This is a genomic window from Tessaracoccus terricola (assembly GCF_054776555.1).
Window position 1 is genome coordinate 959,730 of the sequence record NZ_BAAHBS010000001.1, and the last position, 21,707, is coordinate 981,436.

The following is a 21,707-nucleotide window of genomic DNA, read 5'->3' on the forward strand; positions in this document are numbered from 1 at the left end:
CAGCTTGACGTTCGAGGAGGTCGCCCAGTGAGTACCAAGGACTGGATCGAGAAGGACTACTACAAGATTCTGGGCGTCTCCAAGAACGCGAGCGACGACGAGATCAAGAAGGCGTTCCGCAAGATCGCCCGCAACAACCACCCGGACACCAACCCGGGTGACAAGGCCGCCGTCGCCCGCTTCAAGGAGGCGTCCGAGGCGAACTCCGTGCTGAGCGATCCCGCCAAGCGCAAGGAGTACGACGAGGCACGCAGCCTGTTCGGAGGTGGCGGGCTGCGCTTCGGCCGGCCCGGCACCACCCCGGGTGGCGGGGGATTCGAGGACCTGTTCCGAAACGCCGGGTCCGGGGCCGCGGGCGGCTTCGGGGACCTGTTCGGGAACCTGTTCAACAACGACGGCCCGCAGCGTCGGGCCTCCACCCGCGGACCGCGGCGCGGCGCGGACATCGAGGGCGAGGTCAAGCTCACCTTTGAGCAGGCCGTCGAGGGCACGACGGTGTCCATGCGGTTCCCGTCGGACAGCCCCTGCCCCTCGTGCCGCGGCACCGGGGCGAAGGCCGGCACCCTGCCCAAGGTTTGTCCCAGCTGTGAGGGCTCGGGCATGCAGAGCGCGGCCTCCGGTGGCGTGTTCTCGATGAGCGAGCCGTGCGTCGACTGCCTGGGCCGCGGCCTGCTGGTGGAGAACCCGTGCCCCGACTGCGGCGGATCCGGCCGGGCGAAGTCCGCCAAGTCCATGAACGTGCGCATCCCCGCCGGCGTCGGGGACGGCCAGCGCATCCGCGTCAAGGGCAAGGGCGCCGCCGGCGAGAACGGCGGTGCCGCCGGTGACCTGTACGTCACCGTCCACGTCACCCCGCACAAGATCTTCGGCCGCAGCGGCAGCAACCTGACCCTCGAGGTGCCGGTCACCTTCGCCGAGGCCTCCCTGGGTGCCGAGATCACCATCCCCACCCTCAGCGGCTCCAGCCTGAAACTGCGGATCCCGCCCAACACGCCCAACGGGCGAACCATGCGCGTGCGCGGCAAGGGCGCCCGCAGGTCCGACGGGACGATGGGTGACCTGCTGGTCACCATCGAGGTCCAGGTGCCGGAGCACCTCAGCGAGGCCGCCAAGGCCGCGCTGCTCGAGTACACCGAGAAGTCGGGGCAGGAAGATCCACGGGCTGCCCTCTTCGGGAGCTGATCGGTCATGACCGCCAACCTTCCGCAGCAGTTCGACCACGACGCACCGGTGTTCCCGGTGTCGGTGGCCGCGTCGCTCGCGGACATGCACCCCCAGACCCTGCGCGGCTACGACCGCCTGGGTCTGGTGGTGCCCCGCCGTGCCCGTGGCCGCGGCCGGCGCTACTCGCTGCGCGACGTCGCCCGGCTGCGCCACATCCAGCGCCTCAGCCAGGATGAGGGCATCAACCTTGAGGGCATCCGTCGGATCCTGCAGCTCGAGGAGCACATCGAGACGCTGCAGCAGCAGGTGGCCCGTCTGAACGAGACGCTCCACCGCGTCCAGAACTCACCCGAGGCCGCCCGCATCTTCACCGCGGAGGCGACCGGCGACGTCCACCACGGCCGCTACCGCGCCACCCGCCGCCTCGCCCTTCCGCCCCGCTGACCCCTCCCGTCGGTTGAGCCGGCCATCCCCGTCGGTTGAGCCGGCCGCCCCCTTCGGTTGAGCCGGGCCGGCGAGTTCTGCGAGCAGGCCGTGTCGAAACCCGGCCGTGTCGCTGGTTCCCGTCGGTTGAGCCGGGCCGGCGAGCTCTGCGAGCAGCCCGTGTCGAAACCGGGCCCCCTTCACAGGGCGCACGGGCGGGGACAGAACTCGCCGACTACAGTGACGTGCATCCGAACCGTGCGAGCTGAGAGAGACCCCGATGAGCACTGATGGAATGAACTACGCCCCGGATGCGATCCCCGATCACGTGGTTGAGAAGGGGGAGTTCACGTTCTCCGTGACAGGGCTCCACCACGGCCACATCTTCGGAATGGTCAACGGGCTGCTGGGCGCCGGCGCCACGCTGAAGTTCGTCTACGATGACGACGCCGAGCAGGTGGCCGCGTTCAAGGCCAAGTTCCCCGACGTGCAGGTGGCCGCCAGTGAGGAGGAGATCCTCGGCGACGACGACGTGAAGCTGGTCGCGGCCGCGGACATCCCCAACCTGCGCGCGGACCTCGGCATCCGCGTGATGGAGGCCGGCAAGGACTACTTCACCGACAAGACCCCGATGACGTCGCTGGACCAGGTGGCCCGGGTCCGCGAGGCCGTGGCGCGCACCGGGCAGAAGTACAACGTCTACTACTCCGAGCGCCTCCACGTGGAGGCCTCCGTGATGGCCGGCCAGTTGGTGCGCGACGGCGCCATCGGGCGCGTCATCCAGGTCCTCAACATGGGCCCGCACCGACTCAACGCCCCGACGCGGCCGGACTGGTTCTTCGAGAAGGAGCGCTACGGCGGCATCCTGGCCGACATCGGCAGCCACAACTGCGAGCAGATCCTGTACTTCACCGGCGCTGACGACGCCGAGGTCACGGACTCGGCCATCGCCAACTACAACAACCCGGAGTACCCCGAGTTGGACGACTTCGGCCAGGCCAGCATCGTCTGCGACAACGGCGCCACCGGGTTCTTCCGCGTCGACTGGCTCACCCCCGACGGCCTGTCCGTGTGGGGCGACGGGCGCTCGTTCCTGCTCGGCACCAAGGGCTACATCGAGCTGCGCAAGTACCTGAACGTCACCACCGACGACGGTCCCGACAACGTCTACATGGTCAATGACGAGGGCGAGCACTACTTCAACGCCAACGGCAAGGTGGGCTACCCCTTCTTCGGCGAGATGGTCCTCGACTGCCTCAACCGCACCGAGAACGCGATGACCCAGGAGCACATCTTCAAGGCCGTCGAACTGGCGCTGAAGGCCCAGGCGGGGGCGCGCGTCCTGACCGCCTGAGCACCGGGGCGGCAACCCCCTGCAACTTCCGGCAAGAGCTGGCCCGGGCCGTCTGACCAGACCTAGAGTCGATGGAACCTAGGACAAGGGAGGTCCGCACGAAATGACCCAGAAAGTACGGCTCGGCATCATCGGGTTCGGAGCGCAGGGGGGCTTCTACGGCTCACTGGCCGCCGAGGGCCGCCTGCCCAACATCACCGTAACCGCAGTCAGTGACCACAACGAGGACAAGCGCCAGGCCGCTGCCCAGCTGCTGCCCGACGTGAAGCTCTACGAGAACCACGTCGGCCTGCTGGACAGCGGCGAGGTCGACGCCATCGTGATCGCGGTGCCCCACTACGACCACCCGGACATCGCGATCGAGGCGATGGAGCGGGACCTGCACGTCCTGGTGGACAAGCCCGCAGGCGTCTACGCGTCGCAGGTGGAGCGGATGAACCGGTTCGCCGAGACCAAGCCCGAGTTGACGTTCGCGATCATGTTCAACCAGCGCAACAACCCCCTCTACCAGTACGTGAAGGAAGTGGTGGACTCCGGTGAGCTGGGCGCGCTGCGTCGCAGCAACTGGATCATCACCACCTGGTGGCGCCCGCAGGGTTACTACGACCAGAGCGCCTGGCGCGCGACGTGGGGCGGCGAGGGCGGCGGCGTGCTCGTCAACCAGGCCCCGCACCAGCTGGACCTGTGGCAGTGGATCTGCGGTGCGCCCAAGTCGGTGTACGCGAAGGCGTCCTTCGGGTACCAGCGCGACATCGTCGTCGAGGACGAGGTGACCGCGCTGGTGGACTACGGCGAGGGAGCCACCGGCACGTTCGTGACCGCCACGCACGACCTCATCGGCACCGACCGGTTCGAGATCCTCCTCGACCAGGGCAAGATCGTCGTCGACAACAGCAAGACCGTCACCGTCAGCCGGCTGAACAAGCCCGAGCGCGAGCTCTCGGCGGACATGACCTTCGACGACGTCAAGAAGCTGTTCATGGGCCAGCTGGACCCCAGCACGCTCTACTCGCAGGAGACCAAGGAGTTCGACTCCCCCTGGGGTGAGCAGCATGCCGGTGTGCTCGTGAACTTCGCCGCCAACATTCTCGACGGCACGGAGCTGATCGCTCCCGGCGCCGACGGCATCAACGGCGTGCGGCTGGCCAACGCGATCCACCTGTCGGCCTGGACCGGGGAGGAGGTTCCGCTGGTGGGTGCCGAGGACCGCTACCTGGGCGAGCTCAACTCCCGCATCGCGCAGGAGGACAAGTTCCCGCAGCGCGAGGCCTGATCCGGGACACGACAATGGGGGGCGACCTGCTGGTCGCCCCCCATTGTCGGTTCATCGACCGGCCAAGGTGTGGTGATTGTGACGGTGCGCCCGCACAATCACCACACTGCGCTCATCGCCCGGGGTGTCAGAACTTGTCCTGGTAGCCCATCGCGACGAGGTTGTCATACGACAGCTGCAGCGACTCGAACGGTGCGCGGCCGTAGGTGGAGTCCTGCTCCACGTACAGGTGCTTGGCGCCGACGGCCTCTGCGACGGTGATCATCGAGGGGAAGTCCAGGTTGCCCTCGCCCACCTCGGCGAACTCGACGACGTTGCCGAAGTGCAGCATGAACGCGGCGATGTCGCCCTTGCCCATGGCCTCGTAGGCGTCGTCGCCGAGCGCCCCGATCCGGTAGTCCTTGAGGTGGACCAGGTCCACGACGCCCTCGTAGGCCTTGAGGAACTCCACCGGCTGCATGCCGCCGCGGTGGACCCAGTGCAGGTCCAGCTCGAAGCGCAGGTCGGGGGCGTTCTCGCGGATCAGGTCGAGCACCAGCTGGCCGTCCTGGCGGGCGAACTCGACGTGGTGGTTGTGGTAGCAGAGCGTGATGCCTTCGGAGGCCAGCTGCTTGGCGGCCTCGTTGGCGCGGCGGGCGTAGGCGACGACGGAGTCCTTGGCGCGCAGCGACTGCAGGTCCATCATTCCGATCCGCACGAACTCGGCGCCGAGGGCGCGGCTGTCGGCGATGATCTTGTCCATGGTGCCGCTCAGGGAGTCGGCGCCCTCGGGGGCGTCGAGGGGCGCGGAGATCGAGGAGATCTCCAGGCCGAAGTCCTCCTTCGCGCGCTTCATCTCCGCCACGTTCTCCGGTGTCATGGGGACCTGTGAGATCTCGAGGTCGCGGAAACCGACCCCGGCGATCTTCTTCAAGGTCTCGTAGGTGCCGAGCTTGGCGAACTCCTCGCGCACCGTCATGACCTGCAAACCGATTCGGGACATTGGCTTCTCCTTCACTTCACTCTGTTGGGAAAACTCTGTTCGTACACCTGGGCGATGATCTCCAGGCTGCGGCGGGCCTCGTCGGCGGTGATCCAGAACGGCTCCTCGCTGTCCAGGCCCGCGTAGAAGTCACGGATCAGGTCCTCGTGCGAGGTGCCCCAGTAGTCGCGGCCGCCGGCCTCGGCGGGGGCCGGGGTGATGGTCTCGACCCGCCCGTCCTGGTGGGTGATGGTCAGCTCGGGGCCGATCCGCAGGACCGCCTTGTCCGTGACCACCTCCACCAGCACGGAGTCGTTGATGGTGTGGGCATTGGTGGCGTAGAAGATGCTGCGGGTGCCGCCGGCGTGCGTGAGCATCATCTCCGCGGTGTCCTCCACCTCGATGGCCTCGCCGAGGGCGCGGGTGTGTGCGGAGCCGGCGACGCTCTCCACCGGTCCCATCAGCCACTGCAGCAGGTCGACGGTGTGGATGGCCTGGTTCATCAGGAGACCGCCACCGCTGTTGGCCCAGGTGCCGCGCCAGGGCTTGGCGCGGTAGTACTCGGGTGCGCGGAACCACAGGACGGTCCCGGCGCCGCCGACGATCCGGCCGAGTTCGCCCGACTCGAGGCGCTTGCGAGCCACCTGGATGGGCACGTTGTAACGGTTCTGCAGGCAGACACCGAGCTTCGCTGAGCTGGCTGCCTCCGCGGCGATGATCCTGTCGGCCGCCTCGAGCGACTCCGCGAGCGGCTTCTCCGTGAGCACGTTGACGCCGGCCTCGAGGCAGGCGATGGCCACGGGAGCGTGCTGGTCGTGCGGGGTACACACGTGCACCACGTCCAGGTCCTCTGCTGCGAGGAGTTCCTCCACCGACGCGTAACCCCTGACGCCGTACTGCTTCGTCGCCGCCGCCAGCGCCGTCGGGTCCACGTCGCACACGGCCACCAGTTCTGCCTGGTCCGAGTTGGCGAGTGCAGCGAAGTGCACCACCGCGACGTCTCCGCAGCCGACGACTGCCGCTCTGTACCTGGTCAAGTCTCCACCCTCCATTCCGCGCGTCCGGGACGCGCCCGAACCGTTGCGGGCCGTGGCCCTGCCGGGCCGACACCTTCTCCCCAGACTGGCACGTCCGGGCCCGCGGGGACAGGAGGTGCAGTGAGTTGCACGCGGGGCAGGGAGGCTGAATGCAAGTTAGTGAAATCGCAATGCCGAACGAGTTCCTCGTATGCAGAATGTTGGAAACGGGTGCCTGGCCAGCACCCAACCTCACCAGAATCGTGGGCAGCGCAGACGCTGTCCGGATCGGAGTATTGGGATGACCGCGACAACACAGGCGTACCAGGGCAAGCTCACCAAGCGACCCTTCGGGATGCGCGACAAGATCGGCTACATGTTCGGTGACTTCGGCAACGACTTCACCTTCATCCTCCAGTCGGCGTTCTTCATGCTGTTCTTCACCAACGTGGTGGGCGTCGACCCGGCCCACGTGGGACTCCTGCTGCTGGGCGCCCGGCTCATCGACGGCTTCACCGACGTCGGCATGGGCATCCTGGTGGACCGCCTGCCCGTGCGGGCCGGCCAGGCCAAGTTCAAGCGCTGGATCAAGTACATCGCCATCCCGGTGGCCGTCGCCTCCGCGCTGATGTACATGTCGTTCGCAGCTGACTTCGACTCCTACGCGCTCAAGATCGTGTGGATGACGGCCACCTACCTGCTGTGGGGCTCGGTCGCCTACACCGCCATCAACATCCCCTACGGCTCGATGGCCTCGGTCATCTCGGGTGACCCCGACGACCGCGCCCAGCTGTCCGTGTTCCGCTCCACCGGCGCCACCCTCGCGAACCTCGTCATCATGGCCGTGCTGCCGCTGGTGGTCTACACCGTGAACGCCGACGGCGTCGCGATCCTCTCCGGCCCCCGCATGACGATCGCCGCGGTGGTCTGCTCCGTGCTCGCCGTCATCTGCTACGCCGTCTGCTACGCCCTGGTCGACGAGCGCGTCCCCTCCGTGGTCAAGTCCAAGGCCGAGGGTGGTGAGGGCATCGGCAAGATGCTCGGCACCGTCGTCACCAACAAGGCGCTGCTCGGCCTCATCGTCGCCGCGCTGCTCCTGCTGATCACGTTCATGTTCCTCGGCGGCATCATCGGCTACCTGTTCCTGAACTACTTCGGCAACGGAGCCATGCAGTCGCCCGCCTCCATCGCCGGCATCCTGCCGTCGCTGGCCCTCGTCGTGATCTCGCCCTGGCTCGCCAAGAAGTTCGGCAAGGCCGAGGTGGGCATCGTCGCGATGCTGGTAGCCGGTGCAGCGCTGGTGGTGGCGTACTTCCTCCAGATCGAGAACCCCGTCGTCTGGATCGTGTTCTACGCCATCGCGATGTTCGCCGTGCAGGTGTTCAACTTCCTGATCTGGGCGTTCATCACCGACGTCATCGACTTCCAGGAGGTCCGCACCGGGACCCGTGACGACGGCACCGTCTACGCAATCTACTCCTGGGCCCGCAAGGTGGGCCAGGCGCTGGCCGGCGGCCTGATCGGTGTGGCCCTGGGCATGATCGGGTTCGACGCCGTGGCCGCTGCCGCCGGCGAGGCCCAGACCGAGGCCGTCCAGGGTGGCATCTACATGCTCGCCAACCTGGTCCCCGGCATCGGCTGCATCCTCGTCGCCGTCGCGCTGCTCTTCCTCTACCCGCTGAAGAAGAAGCAGGTCGCCGAGAACGTCAGGATCCTCGCCGACCGTCGTGCCGAGTCGGCGGAGGCCACCTCCGCCGAGTGACCACAACCAGCTGAACCGCGAGGGCCGCACCGGTTACGGTGCGGCCCTCGTCGTCCGCGCTCCCCGTCGGTCGAGCCGCCCGCAGCTCGCTTCGCGAGCAGGGCGCGTCGAACCACGCCTCAACCGGCGGGCCGTGAGACCTGGCGCACCATCGCCTCGGCGAGCAGCCAGAGCTCGTCGTGCATCTCGGTGGGCAGCTTGCTCCCGAGGGACCGCAGCCACCGACGCACGCGGGGCAACTCGTCGGCCCACTCGCTGGGGGAGTAGCCGATGACGGCGGCGAGGTCGTCGGCGGGCAGGTCCAGGCCGGTGACGTCGAGGTCCTCGGGCAGTGGGAGCTGACCGGCGGGGGAGTCGACGGCGCCGACCCGGCCCTCGATCCGCTCGGTGATCCACTTCAGCACGCGGGAGTTCTCGCCGAACCCGGGCCACATGAAGTGCCCGTCGTGGTCCCGCCGGAACCAGTTGACGTAGAAGATCTTGGGCAGCTTGTCCGGGGTGGTGGCGTTGCCGACGTCGATCCAGTGCTGCAGGTAGTCGGCCACGTGGTAGCCGATGAACGGCAGCATCGCCATGGGGTCGCGACGCAGCACGCCGACCGATCCGGTGGAGGCGGCCGTCGTCTCCGACGAGCAGGCGGCCCCCAAGAACACGCCGTGCGCCCAACTGCGCGACTGCGCGACGAGGGGGATGGTGTTCTCCCGCCTGCCGCCGAAGATGATGGCGTCGATGGGGACGCCGCGGGGGTCGTCGTAGTCCGGGGCCAGGATCGGCACCTGGCGGATGGGGGTGCAGAACCGGCTGTTGGGGTGGGCGGCCTTCTCGCTGGGGCGGCCACCATCCGGGCCCTTCGGCGTCCAGGGGCGTCCCTTCCAGTCGGTCAGCCGCTCGGGCACCTCGTCGGTCATGCCCTCCCACCAGACGTCGCCGTCGGGGGTGAGGGCGACGTTGGTGAACACGGAGTTGCCGGCCTCGACGGCCCGCATCGCGTTGGGGTTGGTGCTCTCGCCGGTGCCCGGTGCGACGCCGAACAGGCCCGTCTCCGGGTTCACGGCCCACAGCCTGCCGTCGTCGCCGGGGCGCAACCAGGCGATGTCGTCGCCCAGGGTCTCGGCCTTCCAGCCGGGGATGGTGGGGGTGATCATGGCGAGGTTGGTCTTGCCGCAGGCCGAGGGGAACGCGGCGCACACGTGGAACACGCGGCCCGCGGGGTTGGTCAGCCGCAGGATCAGCATGTGCTCGGCCAGCCAGCCCTCGTCGCGCGCCATCGCGGACGCGATCCGCAGTGCGTAGCACTTCTTGCCCAGCAACGAGTTGCCGCCGTAGCCGGACCCGAAGCTCCAGATGGCGCGCTCCTCGGGGAAGTGGGCGATCCACTTCTCGTCGTTGCACGGCCACGGCACGTCGACGACGCCCTCGGTCAGCGGCATCCCCACCGAGTGCAGCGCGGGCACGAACGGGGCGCGGTTGGCCTCAATCGCCTCGAGCGCCTCGGCCCCCATCCGCGTCATGATCCGCATGGAAAGGGCCACGTAGGCGGAGTCGGTGATCTCCACCCCGAACTTGGGGTCCTCCGCGTCGATGTGTCCCATGCAGAACGGCACCACGTACATGGTGCGGCCCTGCATGCAGCCGTCGAAGCGGTCACGCAGGATGGACTTCATCTGCGCCGGGGCCATCCAGTTGTTCGTGGGTCCGCAGTCGTCCTCGGCCACCGAGCAGATGAAGGTGCGGTCCTCCACGCGGGCCACGTCGTCGGGGTCGGTGCGGGCATACAGCGAATTGGGTCTGCGTTCCTGGTCCAGGCGGACCACGGTGCCGGCCGCCACCAGCACGTCGACGAGGTGGTCCCACTCCTCGTCGGAACCGTCGCAGTAGTGGATGGCCTCGGGTCTGGTGAGGGCCGCCACCTCGTCCACCCAGGCGACGATGCCCGGGTGCGTGGGGGCCCTGCCGCTGGCGGGCAGGTCGGTGCGGGTATGGGTCAGTCGTGCTTCGGTCACTTCCACTCCTTCGGGGCGCGACTCTGGCTTGGTGCCACCTTAGCCACGCCTCCCGCGTGCTGGACCGGGTGGGCGGACAATGGGTCTCGACGACGGGAGGCGCCATGTCCGAGGAGAAGTTCCGGGAACACTGGGACCAGCAGGCTTCGAGGTTCGACAGGATGATCGCACCCATGGAGCGCCGCTGGCTCGCGGCGGGACGGGGGTGGGTGTGCTCCCGGGCGCAGGGCAGGGTCCTGGAGGTGGCCGTCGGCACCGGCCTGAACTTCCCCCACTACCCGAGCGGCACCGAGCTCACGGGCATCGAGTGGGCGCCGGAGAGGGCCCGCAGGGCGCGTTCACGGGCCCGGGACGTCGGCCTCGACATGGAGGTGCACGTCGGTGACGCCGCCGAGTTGCCCTTCGACGACGACTCGTTCGACACGGTCGTGTGCACCCTTTCCCTGTGCTGCATCCCCGACGACGACGCCGCACTGGCAGAGGCGGCGCGCGTGCTGCGGCCGGGCGGGCGGCTGCTGTTGCTGGACCACGTCTCCTCCACGGTGGCCCCGCTGCGCTGGCTGCAGCGGCTGGTGGAGCGTTTCACCATCCCGCGCGAGGGCGAACACTTCACGCGCCGCCCCGCCGCGAAGCTGGCCGAGCACGGGTTCACGCTGGTGGAGTCACAGCGGCAGCTGTTCGGGATCCTCGAACGCCTCCACGCCACCAACACCGGGCTGGTCAGGCCCTAGACTCGGGTGGTGCCTGCGCCGGAGCGAACTACTGGTCGGCCGACGACGAGGTTCGTGGCCGTCGCACTCGTGGCTGCCGTCGTGCTCGCGCTGGCTGCCCTCGGTGCCACCAGCTCCTGGGGACCGCTGGTGGAGGTGCTCGTCGAGTCGCCCACCATGCCCCCTCCGCCACCGCTGCCGCCGGAGTCGGAACTCCCGGTGGCGCCCCCGGGCATGGAGGAGCAGTTGCCGGAGCGCCCGTGGGCCCCGGAGATCCCCGAATGGCTCGGCCGGCTCGTCGTCGCCGTCGGGATCGCACTGCTCGCAGGTGTGGTGGTGTGGTTCGTCGTGCGGGTGGCCCGCGCGGTCCGTCGTCCCGAGTTGCGCCGCGCCGCGGCACCCACCGGCAGCGCCGTCGAAGTGCCGGACATCGACGAGGAACAGGTGGCCGATTCACTGGGCCGCACCATCGCGTCGCTGCGCTCCGGGGTGGCCGTGGACGACGCCATCGTGGAGTGCTGGCACCGGCTGGAGACCATCGCGGCGGACTCCGGGATCGAGCGCGGCGCCAGCCAGACGTCGCAGGAGTTCACGGTGGACATCCTCGGCCGCACGGGCGTCGACGGCGCCGCCCTGGCAGAGCTCGTCGCGCTGTACCGCCGCGCCATGTTCTCCACCCACGTGCTCAGCAACGCGGACCGGGAACGCGCCATCGACTGCCTGGGACGACTCGCCGGCCAACTCGGGGCGGGGGTGGACGATGCGCGCTGACTCCCCGTGGCGCGGTCTGGCCTGGCGGCTGGGCGCGGGTGCCGGAGCGGCCGTCCTGGTGGTGGTGATCGGCCGCCTGGTGGGCCTCGGCTTCGAGCCGGTGGCGACGGTGCTACTCGGCCTGCTGCTGGCCGCCGGCACCTGGTTCCTGGCCGACCAGTCCGAGCCACCCGCGAGGCCGGGCTGGGAGCGGCCGCAGCCGCCCCAACGCGCGGCCGCGTTCCTGGCCGACACCCGCACCCGCCGCCTCGCCACCGTGCTCGGCCGCGCCCAGCCCGGTGCCGAGTTCGAGACCGCCACCGTCGCCCGCACTCTCAACGAGATCGTGGAACACCGGCTCGCCGGATCCGTCGACGGGGCCGCCGACCGCCTCAGTCCCGAACTCTCCGCCTACCTGCGCGACGCCCGCGACGGCCGCCCCCGCCCCCTGACCCGACGTGCCCTGCACACCCATCTCAAGGAGATCGACGCACTGTGACCACGCAACCCCTCACCACCGCCGAAGCCAGCGCCATCACGAGCCGCGTGCTCGACGCCGTCGACGGCGCCCTCGTCGGCAAGCGGGACCAGATGGCGCTCGTCCTGGCGGGCGTCCTCGCCGGCGGGCACGTGCTGCTGGAGGACATGCCGGGGCTCGGCAAGACCCTCGCCGCTCGTTCGCTGGCGCAGGCGCTCGGGCTGGAGTTCACCCGCGCCCAGTTCACCCCTGACCTGCTGCCGGCAGACCTCACCGGCTCCTTCATCTACGAGCAGAGGACGGCTGAGTTCGCCTTCCGCGAGGGACCGGTGTTCACCGGCCTGCTGCTCGCCGACGAGATCAACCGCACCCCGCCCAAGACGCAGTCCGCGCTGCTCGAGGCGATGCAGGAGCACCAGGTAACCGTCGAGGGCAGCACCTTCGCCCTGCCCCGCCCGTTCCACGTGCTGGCCACCGCCAACCCCATCGAGCACGAGGGCACCTACCCGCTGCCGGAGGCGCAGCTGGACCGCTTCCTGCTGCGGCTGTCCTTCGGCTACCCGAGCCCCGACGAGGAGTGGGAGGTGCTCGCCCGCCGCATCCACCGCAAGCGCGAGGACCAGAGCGTGGCCGCCGTCATCGACGCCGACGGGGTGCTCGCGCTGCAGGCCGCCGTCGAGGAGGTGCACGTGGCCGAGTCCGTCGGCCGCTACGCCATCGACGTGGTGCGTGCCACCCGCGAGCACCCGGACACCCTCGTCGGGGCGTCGCCGCGCGGCTCGCTCGCGCTGCTGGTGTGCGCGCGGGCGATGGCTCTCATCGAGGGCCGCGACTTCGTCGTGCCCGAGGACGTCAAGCGGCTCGCCGTCCCCGCGCTGGCACACAGGATCGTGATCAGGCCCGAACTGTGGCTGGGTGACGTCGCGCCCAGCGGCGTGGTGGCCGCCGTGCTGGACTCGGTGCCGGTCCCCGACGCGCCACAGGGGCGGCCCTGATGCAGTTCCACGCCACCCCGGCACTGGTGCGCTCGCAGGTGTGCGCACTGGTGCTGGGCGTGCTCGCGCTGCTGTTCGGACGCCCGGACCTGCTGGTGCTGGCCGTCCCGTTCCTGGTGCACGTCGGCTGGGCGCTGCTCGCCCGGCCCCGCGACGGAGCGGAGCCCAGCGCGAGGCCGCGCCACGTCGTCGTCCCTGAGGGTGACTCGGTCCGGGTTTCGGTGGGGACCGCGCCCGGCCTGCTGGCCGCGGTGCAGTGGCCGCAACTGGAGTCCGCGGACTGGGACCCCGCCACCGGCACCCTCCTGGACGCGCCGGGCGACGGTGTGCTCGCGTTCGGCTTCGAGCCCGAACGCTGGGGCCGCTACGAGGTCCCGCCCGCCCTGGTCCAGACCACCGACCCCAGTGGGTCCTGGGCGGCCAACGCCACCACTGACGGCCTCACCGTCACGGTGCGCCCGGCGGCCGCGACGCTCGACGGCGGCAGCGGCGTCGCCCACCCGATCGGGATGGTGGGCTCCCACCGCTCCCGGGAGCGTGGCGACGGCAGCGACCTCGCGGAGGTGCGGGAGTTCCGCCCCGGTGACCGGCTGCGCCGCATCAACTGGCGCGTCACGTCGCGGCGCGGCGCGGTGCACGTCAACGCCATGCTCACCGAGCGCGACACAGACGTGCTCGTCGTCGTCGACACCCTCTACGACATCACCCCGGCAGACCGGCACGCCGCCACCAGCCTGGACCTCACGGTGCGCGCCGTCGCCGCCATCTCCCAGCACTACGTGGGCTTCGGGGACCGCGTGGCGGTGCATGACCTGGGCAGCCGGATCGGTCCCGTCCGCTCCGGGACCGGGCCCCGGCAAGCCCGGATGGTGCGCGACGTGCTGGCCCGCGCCCGCCGCACCGGACGCGACTGGAGCCGTGTCCACCAGGTGCCCTCCATCACCAGCGGCACCCTGGTGTTCTTCTGTTCGCCGCTGCTGGAGCGCGAGGTGCAGGACGAACTGGTGCGGCTGCGCAGGCTCGGCGCTGAGGTGATCGGCGTGGACACCCTGCCCGACGGCATCGGCGCGTTCGAGGACATCGCCAGCTTCGACAAGGACTCCATGCTCGGCGAGGCCTGGCTGCTGCGCCGGATGCAACGCGACGACGCCCTCGCCCGGCTGCGCGCCCTCGGCATCCCCGTCACGCAGTGGCGCGGGACTGCCAGCCTGGCCGAGGTGCTGCTGTCCATGGAGGCCGCCCGGTCCGCCCCGCGCAAGGCGGTGGCGAGGTGAGGGAACTGGTCGAGACCACCGCCACGCTGGTGCACGCCGTCCGGCTCGCGGACCCGGCCCAGTGGCTGGTCCGGCTGCTGGCGCTGGGCGGGCTGCTGGGATCCGGGCTGCTGTGTGCCGCGTGGGTCGGGGGGCCGCTGGCGACGCCGTTGCTGCTGGTGATCGCGGCACTCGGGTTGTGGGCGATGGCCCGGCCGGGGTCCCCTGCGCCGCTGCTGGCCGTCGGCGTCGTGGTGGTGTGGTGGCTCTTCGGCGGCGAGCCGCAGTGGTGGCAGGGCGCCTGCCTCGCCGGGCTGCTCGCGGTGGCGCACCTGGCCTGCGCGCAGGCCGCGGCCGCGCCGTCGTACGCGGCCGTGCGGCCCAGGGCGTTGCGGCGGCTGCTCGGGTGGGGGCTGGGCTACCTCTCGGCGTGCGCGCTCGGGGTGGCGCTGGTGCTCGCCGTGGCCGCCATCCCCGCGGAGGTCATGGCCCGAGGACAGGTCTGGGTGGGACTCGGGCTGCTGGGCCTGGTGGGCACTGCCGTGGTGGTCCACGGGCTCCGTCACCGCGCCTGAGCGAGCGGGGCCGCGGTGCGGCTGAAACGTCTGATCAGTGCAAGAATGCGCTGGTCCGACCCTGTTTCCGCCGCGCGCGACTGAGCTAGACCCTGGAGTCACGATGAACCAAACCCCCACAATCACATGGGGCGAGGGCCGCCTCGTGCGAGACGGCCGCCCCTACCGGATCCTCGCGGGCGGTCTGCACTACTTCCGCGTCCACCCCGACCTGTGGGAGGACCGCCTCCGCAGGCTGCTCGCAATGGGCGCCAACACCGTCGACACCTACGTGGCGTGGAACTTCCACGAGCAGACCGAGGGCGAGTTCGACTTCGAGGGCTGGCGGGACCTAGAGCGGTTCGTCACCCTGGCCGGTGAGGTGGGGCTCGACGTCTACCTGCGCCCAAGCCCCTACATCTGCGCCGAGTGGTCCAACGGCGGCCTGCCCGCGTGGCTGACCGCCCGCACCGCGGCCGTGCGCGCCAGCGACCCGGTCTACCTGGCCGCCGTCGAGCGCTGGTACGACCAACTGATCCCTCGGATGGTGCCGCTGCAGGCGGTCAACGGGGGCCCGATCGTCGCCGTCCAGGTGGAGAACGAGTACGGCTCCTTCGGCAGCGACCGCGCCTACATGGAGCACCAGCGCGACGCCCTGCGCTCCCGCGGCATCGTGGAACTGCTCACCACCGCCGACGGCACCACCACGGACATGCAGGTCCACGGCAGCGTGGCCGGCGCCCTGCCCACGTTCACCTTCGGCACCGGCGTGGCGCTGGCCGACGAGCTGCGCCGCCCGGAGGACGCGCTGATGTGCAGCGAGCTCTGGGGTGGCTGGTTCGACCACTGGGGCGAGCAGCACCACGTCCGCTCCGCCGAGTCCATGATCGGCACCGTCGACGAACTCCTCGCGGCCGGCGGGTCGGTCAGCATCTACATGGCCCACGGCGGCACCAACTTCGGCCTGTGGGCGGGCGCCAACCACGGCGAGAAGCTGGAGCCCACCATCACCAGCTACGACTCCGACGCGCCCATCGGCGAGGGTGGCGCGCTGGGCGCCAAGTTCGAGGCCGCGCGGGCGTCGTTCGCGCCCTTCCACGACGGCGAACTGCCCGATCCGCCCGCCCCCGCCCCGATGCAGCCGGCCCAGACCGTGGCACTCACGCCCGTGGTCGGCCTGCGCGAGTTCGCCGAGTGCCTACCGAGCGTGGGGGAGACCACGCCTGCGCCGCAGACCTTCGAGCAGCTCGGCGTCTCCGAGGGCGTCGTCGTCTACCGCGCCGCCATCGACGTCCCCGAGGGCGCGAGCCTGGACCTCGACGGCCTGCACGACCGCGCCGTCGTCTTCCTCGACGGCGAGCGCATCGGCACCCTGCAGCGCGACGGCGAGACCTCGCTGCAGCTGCCCGGTGGCGCCCGCCGCGGTGAGTTGACCGTGGTCGTCGAGGAGCTCGGCCGCATCAACTACGGCCCCTTGGTCGGCGAGCACAAGGGCATCCTCGGTGGCATCCGCGTCAACAACCGCCGCCTCGTCCACGGCTGGAGCCACCAGGCACTGTTCCCGACCGCCCCCGGCACCTACGACGGCCTCGCCGTCCCGGCCACCGGCACGCCCGGCACCGACGGCGTCGCCCGCGCCACCGTTCAGGTGGAGACCCCCGCCGACGCGTGGCTGGCCCTGCCCGGCAGCGGCAAGGGCATGGTGTGGCTGAACGGCTTCCTGCTGGGCCGCTACTGGAAGGTCGGCCCGCAGGAGACCCTCTACGCGCCCGCCCCCCTGTGGAAGGCCGGCGCCAACGAGATCGTGGTGCTGGAGATGGACGAGCTGGGCGCCACCGTCGAGGTCCGCGACGAGCCGAGCTTCGGCCCCACCGAGGAGTTCATCGGCTCCTGACCGGCCTCGTCGTTCGAGTAGGGCGCCCCGCCCGTGTCGAGACCGTGCCCCGTTGGTCGAGTAGGGCGCTCCGCGCCCGTGTCGAGACCGTCGTTCTCCGAAGCAGCCGCTCGAACCCAGTCTCCCTGAGGTGCGAGCGGCAGCGAGCCTCGAAGGGCAGCCGCTGGTTCAACGCTGCGCTTGCTTGTCGATGCTGCCGCTGCGTGTCGGTGCTGCCCTTACAGGGGCAGCATCCACGACAGCGGCAGCACTCACGACAAGGGCAGCCTTCAGCCCCTGCCGCCCGGCTCCTGCGAGGCGCGGTAGTCCCGGGGCGTCAGGCCCAGCACCCGGCGGAAGTCGGATGTGAGGTGGGCGTGGTCGGAGTAGCCGAGTTCGGCGGCGACGTCGGCGATGGTTACGGCCGGGTCCTCCCGGAGGAGCTGGGCGGCCTCCTGCAGACGGAAGCGGCGGATCATCGCGAGGGGTGGGACGCCGATGAACCGGTCGGCGAGCCGCTGGACGCTGCGCACAGACAGGTGCAGCCGCTCGGCAAGCTGCTCCACACGCACGACGTCGCGGTGGTTGCGGACGGTCTCCTCGAGCCGGTTCGCGGCCAGGGCCGACTCGTCGGGCTCCCCGGCACGCTCGCCGAGCCACGACACGTAGGCGGCGACGGTGTCGTCCCGGGCGACGTCGTGGTCCGGCCCGGTCATGGCCGCTGCCAATGCGGCGTGGAGGTCGGGGGCCTCGAACTGCGTTTCTGAGTCCGTGAGTTCCGACGGCGTGATCCCGAGCGCGGCCACCCCGGCCGGGCGCAGCAGCGCACCGACGGCCCAGCCGGTGCCGGTCAGGTCCCGGTGCGAGATCCGGGTGGTTGGCCCGGACACCGTCACCTGCCCCGGTTCCACCGTCAGGTTGGAGGCTGGGAAGGTGAGGACCTCCTGCCGGGAGGTGCGGCCGGGAGCGAGCTGCCAGCGGGGGATCCAGAACCACTGCACCAGCTCGGCCACCGCCTTCGGGGCCGGGATGCGATGGAAGCTCGGCAGCCGCGTCGGGTACAGGATGCCGCGGGCATCTGGCTGCACGTCCATCGGTAACCTCCGGTTGTCGCGAATCTCCAAGCCGGACCAAGTCTGGCGGAAATAGCGTTGCACGCATGACCGACACAACGAATGCACGTCCCGGCGTCACCGGGGAACACACCACCGCCGGCATCCCGCACGGCTCCACCAGCCTCACCCCGTTCCTGGCCGTACCGCGGGCCAGGGACGCCATCGAGTTCTACCGCGACGTCTTCGGCGCCCGCGTCGTCGACGTCACGGAGATGGGCGGCATGGTGGTCCACGCCGTCCTCGACTTCGGCAAGGGGCAGCTCCAGCTCGGCGAACCCAACCCGGACTTCGGCCTCGTGCCCATGCCGGACGGCGACGATGACTGCTACTCCATGGGTGTCTACCTCGCCGACGTCGACGCCACCCTCGCCCGCGCCGTCGAGGCCGGCGCGACGGTGCGTGAGCCCGTCTCCGACTTCGTCTCCGGCGACCGGTTCGCCTCCATCCGGGACCCGTTCGGCGTCCGCTGGTCGCTGATGTCGCGCGTCGAGGACCTCTCCGAGGCGGAGAGCGCCCGGCGCGTGGCGGACTGGGCCGCCTCGCAGGGCTGAGGCTCCTCAGCGCCCCGCCGGAACAGTTGCCCTGAGGTGGTCGCCCCGCGACCGTCTCGAAGGGTGCATACCTCAGCGCGTCGCCTCAGCCCAACACCGCACGCAGCTGTTCGACCGCCCAGTCCAGGTCCTCGGCGCTGATGGTCAGCGGCGGCGCGATCCGGATGGTCTGCCCGTGGGTGTCCTTCACCAGGACACCGCGCTCCAACAGTCGCATGGCGACGTCGCGCCCGGTGCCGAGCGAGGGTTCGACGTCGACGCCGGCCCAGAGCCCGGCCCGCCGCACTTCGGTGACACCACGGCCCACGAGGCCGGCCAACAGCTCCCCGAGGTGCTCACCCATGATGGTGGCGCGCTGCTGGAACTCGCCGGTGCGCAACAACTCCACCACGCGCAGGCCGACCGCCGCGGCGAGGGGATTCCCGCCGAAGGTGGAACCGTGCTCGCCGGGACGGAACACGCCCATCACGTCCCGCTCGCCGACAACCGCTGAGACTGGCACGATCCCGCCGCCCAGCGCCTTGCCCAGCAGGTAGAGATCGGGCACCACACCTTCCCGCTCGCACGCGAACGTCGTGCCGGTGCGGCCCAGCCCGGACTGGATCTCGTCGGCGACGAACAGCACGCCCTCCCGCGTGCACAGCTCGCGGACATCCCGCAGGTAGCCGTCGGGCGGGATGATGACGCCTGCCTCGCCCTGGATGGGTTCCAGCAGCACGGCGGCGGTGTCTTCGTCGACGGCCGCCTCGATCGCCGACGCGTCCCCGAACGGCACCGTCGTGAAGCCCGGCGTGAACGGCCCGAACCCGTCCCGGGCCAGCGGGTCGTCGCTGAAGCCGACGATTGTGGTGGTGCGGCCGTGGAAGTTGCCCTCCGCGACGACGATGTTCGCCTTCCCGTCCGGCACCCCCTTCACCCGGTACGCCCACGCGCGGGCGGTCTTGATGCCGGTCTCGACGGCTTCGGCGCCTGTGTTCATCGGCAGCACCATCTCCTTGCCGCACAGCTCGGCCAGCGCTACGGCGAACCTGCCGAGCACGTCGGTGTGGAAGGCACGGCTGGTCAGGGTGACGCGCTCCAGTTGGCTGACGGCGGCCCGGACGAGTTCCGGGTGTCGGTGCCCGAAGTTCAGCGCCGAGTACGCAGACAGGAGGTCGAGGTACTGCCGTCCCTCGACGTCGGTGACCCATGCCCCGCTGGCACTCGCGACGACAACGGGCAGCGGGTTGTAGTTGTGGGCGACGTGTTCGCGTTCGTCTGAGATGATGCGTGCCGAATCAGTGCCCAGGCCGGTGGCGGTCATGACTTCCCTCCTCGCAGTTCCAGGGTGCAGCACTTGATGCCGCCGCCGCCGAGCAGCAGTTCGGACAGGTCCACGGCCACCGGTTGGTAGCCGCGTTCGCGCAGCATGGCGGCGAAGACCGTCGCCCGCGGCGGCAGGACGACGAAGCGACCGTCGCTGACCGCGTTCAGCCCGAGCACCGTCCGGGCGGTCTCCGGGACGACGATCGCATCCGGGTAGCGCTCGGCGAGCACGGCCCGGCTGCGGCGGTCGAACGCCGCCGGCAGGTAGGCGATGTTGGCGCGCTCCACGCCGCCCGGTCCCTCCACCGGATCCAGCACGCACACCGCCGTGTCCAGGTGGTAGAGCCTGGGGTCCACCAGCCGCAGTGACACGACCTCGCGGCCGAAGACCGCGGCCACCTCGGAGTGGCTGGCGGGGTCCGAGCGGAACCCGTGGCCGGCAAGGATCGTCGGCCCGACGAGCAGAAGGTCGCCCTCGCCCTCCTGGGCGGCCACCGAGCCGCGCACCTCGAAGCCGTGGCCGGCGAACCAGTCCAGGTACGGGCGCTCCTCGCCGCGGCGCTGGCTGACGGCGAAGCGTGCGCCCAGCGCCACGCCGTCGACGGTGAACCCGCCGTTGGCCGCGTAGACCATGTCGTGCAGCCCGGGGACCGGCTCGATGAGCTCGACGTCGTGGCCGAGCGTGACGTAGGTCTGGTGGAGCGCTCCCCACTGTCGAAGTGCCCTGGCCCGGTCGACCGGCACGGCCCGGTCCATCCACGGGTTGATCTCGTAGCTGACGGTGAAGTTGGCGGGGCGGCACATGAGGTAGCGCCGGTGTTGCTGCACGCGTGTGCCGGCCGCGGACGACGCTGGCGGCAGAACGGTGGTGCGGGGGACTGTCATCTCTCTCCTCACTGCGGTGTGGAAGACGGACTCTGTCCATGGGCCCGGCGGCAGTTCGACCCGCGACCCAGGGGTCACGAGGAAGAGGCGACACGTGCACGTCTGCCTCCATTGTCCCACCCACCCGCGGCGGTGTCGCTCAGATCGGGTGGCCGACGTCATCGGAGGCGTTTGTTGACAGGCCCCGGCCCAACTGGTGCCATGGCTTGCATGTCGAGCCAACCGCGTCGTCGCGTGCGAGCCGCGGACGTCGCTGCGGCCGCGGGGGTGTCGCCGACTGCGGTCTCGTTCGTGCTGAACGGGCGGGACGGCGGCAACATCTCGGCGGAGACCAAGAAGCGCATCCTGGAGGCGGCAGCGTCGCTCGGCTACGAGCCGCACCACGTCGCCCGCTCCCTGCGCAGCCGGACCACCCACTCGATCGGCCTCGTCACCGACGCCGTGGCCTCCTCGCCGTTCGGCGGTCGGCTCGTGGCCGGTGCGGCCGAGCGGGCGGAGGCCAACGGGCACATCATGCTGGTGATGGACCTGCACTCGCGCGAGGACCGCGAGGAGTCGGCCATCCGGGAACTGGAGCGGCGCCAGGTGGACGCCATAATCTACGCGAGCATGGGGTTCCGCATCCTGGACGACCTGCCGGCCACCCACCTGCCGCTCGTGCTGGCCGACTGCACGGCCGAGCGCGACGACGAGCTCAGCGTCTACCCCGACGACGCCCAGGGCGCGGCGGTGGCGCTCGATCACCTCGCGGACCTGGGGCACCGTCGCGTGACCATGCTCACCGGCTACTGGGCCCCCGACGCCGGCCTCGAGGATCCGGGCAATGTGTCCGGGCCGATCCGGCTCGAGTCCTTCCTGGCCGCCGCCGAGCGGCGGGGCGTGGCGGCCGGGGTGGTGGAGACCGGTTGGGCGATCGACGACGGCTACCGCGCCGCGATCGAAGCCCTGGACGTCCCGCCGGAGCAGCGGCCGACGGGGCTGTTCGCCATCACCGACCGGGCCGCGCTCGGCGCGACGCTGGCGGCCGCCCGGCTGGGACTCTCGGTTCCCGAAGACGTCTCGATCATCGGCTTCGACGACGAGGAGAAGCTGGCGGAGCGCTCGGTGCCGCCGCTGACCACCGTCGCCCTGCCGCACGCCAGGATGGGTGACGAGGCGGTCCTCCTGGCGCTGGCGGCCGCGGCCGGCGAGGAGATCGTGGCCCCGCGACGCTGCCTGCCTTGTGAACTGGTGGTCCGCGAATCGAGCGCACCGCCGCACTGACATCACCGCCCCCGCACCC

20 protein-coding genes are annotated in these 21,707 nt (G+C 70.5%); 14 read left to right on the forward strand and 6 right to left on the reverse strand.

The genetic code is table 11. The annotated features are described in order from the left end of the window. The first annotated feature begins 27 nt into the window (after positions 1-27). The 4 genes from dnaJ to ACYU7G_RS04135 all read left to right on the forward strand — a co-directional run bounded on the left by dnaJ (position 28) and on the right by ACYU7G_RS04135 (position 4,214). Positions 28-1,182 (forward strand): molecular chaperone DnaJ, encoded by a 1,155-nt coding sequence (gene dnaJ, locus ACYU7G_RS04120; protein ID WP_461105033.1) that lies wholly within the window; start codon positions 28-30, stop codon positions 1,180-1,182. Positions 1,183-1,188: 6 nt separating this feature from the next. Beyond that, a complete protein-coding gene (locus ACYU7G_RS04125) occupies positions 1,189-1,608 on the forward strand; it encodes a heat shock protein transcriptional repressor HspR (protein ID WP_461105035.1) in 420 nt (139 codons plus the stop codon). Positions 1,609-1,867: 259 nt separating this feature from the next. Continuing rightward, on the forward strand, positions 1,868-2,941 hold the full coding sequence (locus ACYU7G_RS04130; protein WP_461105037.1) for a Gfo/Idh/MocA family protein: 1,074 nt from the start codon (positions 1,868-1,870) through the stop codon (positions 2,939-2,941). Between the two features lie 103 nt (positions 2,942-3,044). Then, on the forward strand, positions 3,045-4,214 hold the full coding sequence (locus ACYU7G_RS04135) for a Gfo/Idh/MocA family protein (protein WP_461105039.1): 1,170 nt from the start codon (positions 3,045-3,047) through the stop codon (positions 4,212-4,214). Between the two features lie 127 nt (positions 4,215-4,341). On the opposite strand, the gene ACYU7G_RS04140 is transcribed toward ACYU7G_RS04135, so the two are convergent. Together ACYU7G_RS04140 and ACYU7G_RS04145 are read right to left on the reverse strand one after the other, a co-directional pair. Further along, positions 4,342-5,196 carry a sugar phosphate isomerase/epimerase family protein gene (locus tag ACYU7G_RS04140; RefSeq protein WP_461105041.1) on the reverse strand — a complete coding sequence of 285 codons (855 nt, stop codon included), beginning with the start codon at positions 5,194-5,196 and terminating at the stop codon, positions 4,342-4,344. Positions 5,197-5,207: 11 nt separating this feature from the next. Beyond that, positions 5,208-6,212 (reverse strand): Gfo/Idh/MocA family protein, encoded by a 1,005-nt coding sequence (locus ACYU7G_RS04145; RefSeq protein ID WP_461105043.1) that lies wholly within the window; start codon positions 6,210-6,212, stop codon positions 5,208-5,210. Positions 6,213-6,492: 280 nt separating this feature from the next. Between ACYU7G_RS04145 and ACYU7G_RS04150 the strand changes: the two genes are divergently transcribed. After that, complete coding sequence (locus ACYU7G_RS04150) at positions 6,493-7,953, forward strand: MFS transporter (protein WP_461105045.1); 1,461 nt, start codon at positions 6,493-6,495, stop codon at positions 7,951-7,953. 119 nt (positions 7,954-8,072) lie between these two features. On the opposite strand, the gene ACYU7G_RS04155 is transcribed toward ACYU7G_RS04150, so the two are convergent. Then, on the reverse strand, positions 8,073-9,956 hold the full coding sequence (locus tag ACYU7G_RS04155; protein ID WP_461105047.1) for a phosphoenolpyruvate carboxykinase (GTP): 1,884 nt from the start codon (positions 9,954-9,956) through the stop codon (positions 8,073-8,075). 104 nt (positions 9,957-10,060) lie between these two features. Here ACYU7G_RS04155 and ACYU7G_RS04160 point away from each other — a divergent pair, with 104 nt between their 5' ends. The 7 genes from ACYU7G_RS04160 (at position 10,061) to ACYU7G_RS04190 (ending at position 16,590) form a co-directional block, all read left to right on the forward strand. Further along, positions 10,061-10,687, forward strand: coding sequence for a class I SAM-dependent methyltransferase (locus ACYU7G_RS04160; protein WP_461105049.1), 627 nt, complete (start codon positions 10,061-10,063; stop codon positions 10,685-10,687). 9 nt (positions 10,688-10,696) lie between these two features. Next, entirely contained in the window at positions 10,697-11,437 is a 741-nt protein-coding gene (locus ACYU7G_RS04165) for a DUF4129 domain-containing protein (protein ID WP_461105051.1), read from the forward strand. Then, entirely contained in the window at positions 11,427-11,915 is a 489-nt protein-coding gene (locus ACYU7G_RS04170) for a hypothetical protein (RefSeq protein ID WP_461105053.1), read from the forward strand. The genes ACYU7G_RS04165 and ACYU7G_RS04170 overlap by 11 nt, the downstream gene beginning before the upstream one ends. Beyond that, complete coding sequence (locus ACYU7G_RS04175) at positions 11,912-12,889, forward strand: AAA family ATPase (RefSeq protein WP_461105055.1); 978 nt, start codon at positions 11,912-11,914, stop codon at positions 12,887-12,889. The genes ACYU7G_RS04170 and ACYU7G_RS04175 overlap by 4 nt, the downstream gene beginning before the upstream one ends. Beyond that, entirely contained in the window at positions 12,889-14,163 is a 1,275-nt protein-coding gene (locus ACYU7G_RS04180) for a DUF58 domain-containing protein (protein WP_461105057.1), read from the forward strand. Before ACYU7G_RS04175 ends, ACYU7G_RS04180 begins: the two co-directional genes overlap by 1 nt. Beyond that, the gene (locus ACYU7G_RS04185) at positions 14,160-14,717 is read left to right on the forward strand and encodes a hypothetical protein (RefSeq protein ID WP_461105059.1); all 558 of its coding nucleotides are present in this window, start codon (positions 14,160-14,162) and stop codon (positions 14,715-14,717) included. Before ACYU7G_RS04180 ends, ACYU7G_RS04185 begins: the two co-directional genes overlap by 4 nt. A 103-nt stretch (positions 14,718-14,820) precedes the next feature. Next, positions 14,821-16,590 carry a glycoside hydrolase family 35 protein gene (locus tag ACYU7G_RS04190; RefSeq protein WP_461105061.1) on the forward strand — a complete coding sequence of 590 codons (1,770 nt, stop codon included), beginning with the start codon at positions 14,821-14,823 and terminating at the stop codon, positions 16,588-16,590. 269 nt (positions 16,591-16,859) lie between these two features. On the opposite strand, the gene ACYU7G_RS04195 is transcribed toward ACYU7G_RS04190, so the two are convergent. After that, on the reverse strand, positions 16,860-17,663 hold the full coding sequence (locus tag ACYU7G_RS04195; RefSeq protein WP_461105063.1) for a helix-turn-helix domain-containing protein: 804 nt from the start codon (positions 17,661-17,663) through the stop codon (positions 16,860-16,862). A 65-nt stretch (positions 17,664-17,728) separates the two neighbouring features. On the opposite strand from ACYU7G_RS04195, the gene ACYU7G_RS04200 reads away from it, so the two are divergent. Further along, a complete protein-coding gene (locus ACYU7G_RS04200; protein WP_461105065.1) occupies positions 17,729-18,235 on the forward strand; it encodes a VOC family protein in 507 nt (168 codons plus the stop codon). A gap of 85 nt (positions 18,236-18,320) precedes the next feature. Here ACYU7G_RS04200 and rocD read toward each other — a convergent pair whose 3' ends face one another. Continuing rightward, the gene (gene rocD, locus ACYU7G_RS04205) at positions 18,321-19,538 is read right to left on the reverse strand and encodes an ornithine--oxo-acid transaminase (protein ID WP_461105067.1); all 1,218 of its coding nucleotides are present in this window, start codon (positions 19,536-19,538) and stop codon (positions 18,321-18,323) included. Next, positions 19,535-20,425 carry a dimethylargininase gene (gene ddaH, locus ACYU7G_RS04210; RefSeq protein ID WP_461105069.1) on the reverse strand — a complete coding sequence of 297 codons (891 nt, stop codon included), beginning with the start codon at positions 20,423-20,425 and terminating at the stop codon, positions 19,535-19,537. The genes rocD and ddaH overlap by 4 nt, the downstream gene beginning before the upstream one ends. A gap of 210 nt (positions 20,426-20,635) precedes the next feature. Here ddaH and ACYU7G_RS04215 point away from each other — a divergent pair, with 210 nt between their 5' ends. Beyond that, positions 20,636-21,688, forward strand: coding sequence for a LacI family DNA-binding transcriptional regulator (locus tag ACYU7G_RS04215; RefSeq protein WP_461105071.1), 1,053 nt, complete (start codon positions 20,636-20,638; stop codon positions 21,686-21,688). Positions 21,689-21,707: the final 19 nt, after the last annotated feature.

Excerpts from the sequence above, each read along its gene's own strand:
- ACYU7G_RS04215 (WP_461105071.1), top strand. The coding sequence starts at position 20,636 with ATGTCGAGCCAACCGCGTCGTCGCGTGCGAGCCGCGGACGTCGCTGCG.
- ACYU7G_RS04160 (WP_461105049.1), top strand. The coding sequence starts at position 10,061 with ATGTCCGAGGAGAAGTTCCGGGAACACTGGGACCAGCAGGCTTCGAGG.
- ACYU7G_RS04125 (WP_461105035.1), top strand. The coding sequence starts at position 1,189 with ATGACCGCCAACCTTCCGCAGCAGTTCGACCACGACGCACCGGTGTTC.
- ACYU7G_RS04140 (WP_461105041.1), bottom strand. The coding sequence starts at position 5,196 with ATGTCCCGAATCGGTTTGCAGGTCATGACGGTGCGCGAGGAGTTCGCC.
- ACYU7G_RS04170 (WP_461105053.1), top strand. The coding sequence starts at position 11,427 with ATGCGCGCTGACTCCCCGTGGCGCGGTCTGGCCTGGCGGCTGGGCGCG.
- ACYU7G_RS04135 (WP_461105039.1), top strand. The coding sequence starts at position 3,045 with ATGACCCAGAAAGTACGGCTCGGCATCATCGGGTTCGGAGCGCAGGGG.
- ACYU7G_RS04195 (WP_461105063.1), bottom strand. The coding sequence starts at position 17,663 with ATGGACGTGCAGCCAGATGCCCGCGGCATCCTGTACCCGACGCGGCTG.
- ACYU7G_RS04180 (WP_461105057.1), top strand. The coding sequence starts at position 12,889 with ATGCAGTTCCACGCCACCCCGGCACTGGTGCGCTCGCAGGTGTGCGCA.
- rocD (WP_461105067.1), bottom strand. The coding sequence starts at position 19,538 with ATGACCGCCACCGGCCTGGGCACTGATTCGGCACGCATCATCTCAGAC.
- ACYU7G_RS04200 (WP_461105065.1), top strand. The coding sequence starts at position 17,729 with ATGACCGACACAACGAATGCACGTCCCGGCGTCACCGGGGAACACACC.
- ACYU7G_RS04190 (WP_461105061.1), top strand. The coding sequence starts at position 14,821 with ATGAACCAAACCCCCACAATCACATGGGGCGAGGGCCGCCTCGTGCGA.
- ACYU7G_RS04130 (WP_461105037.1), top strand. The coding sequence starts at position 1,868 with ATGAGCACTGATGGAATGAACTACGCCCCGGATGCGATCCCCGATCAC.
- ACYU7G_RS04150 (WP_461105045.1), top strand. The coding sequence starts at position 6,493 with ATGACCGCGACAACACAGGCGTACCAGGGCAAGCTCACCAAGCGACCC.
- ddaH (WP_461105069.1), bottom strand. The coding sequence starts at position 20,425 with ATGACAGTCCCCCGCACCACCGTTCTGCCGCCAGCGTCGTCCGCGGCC.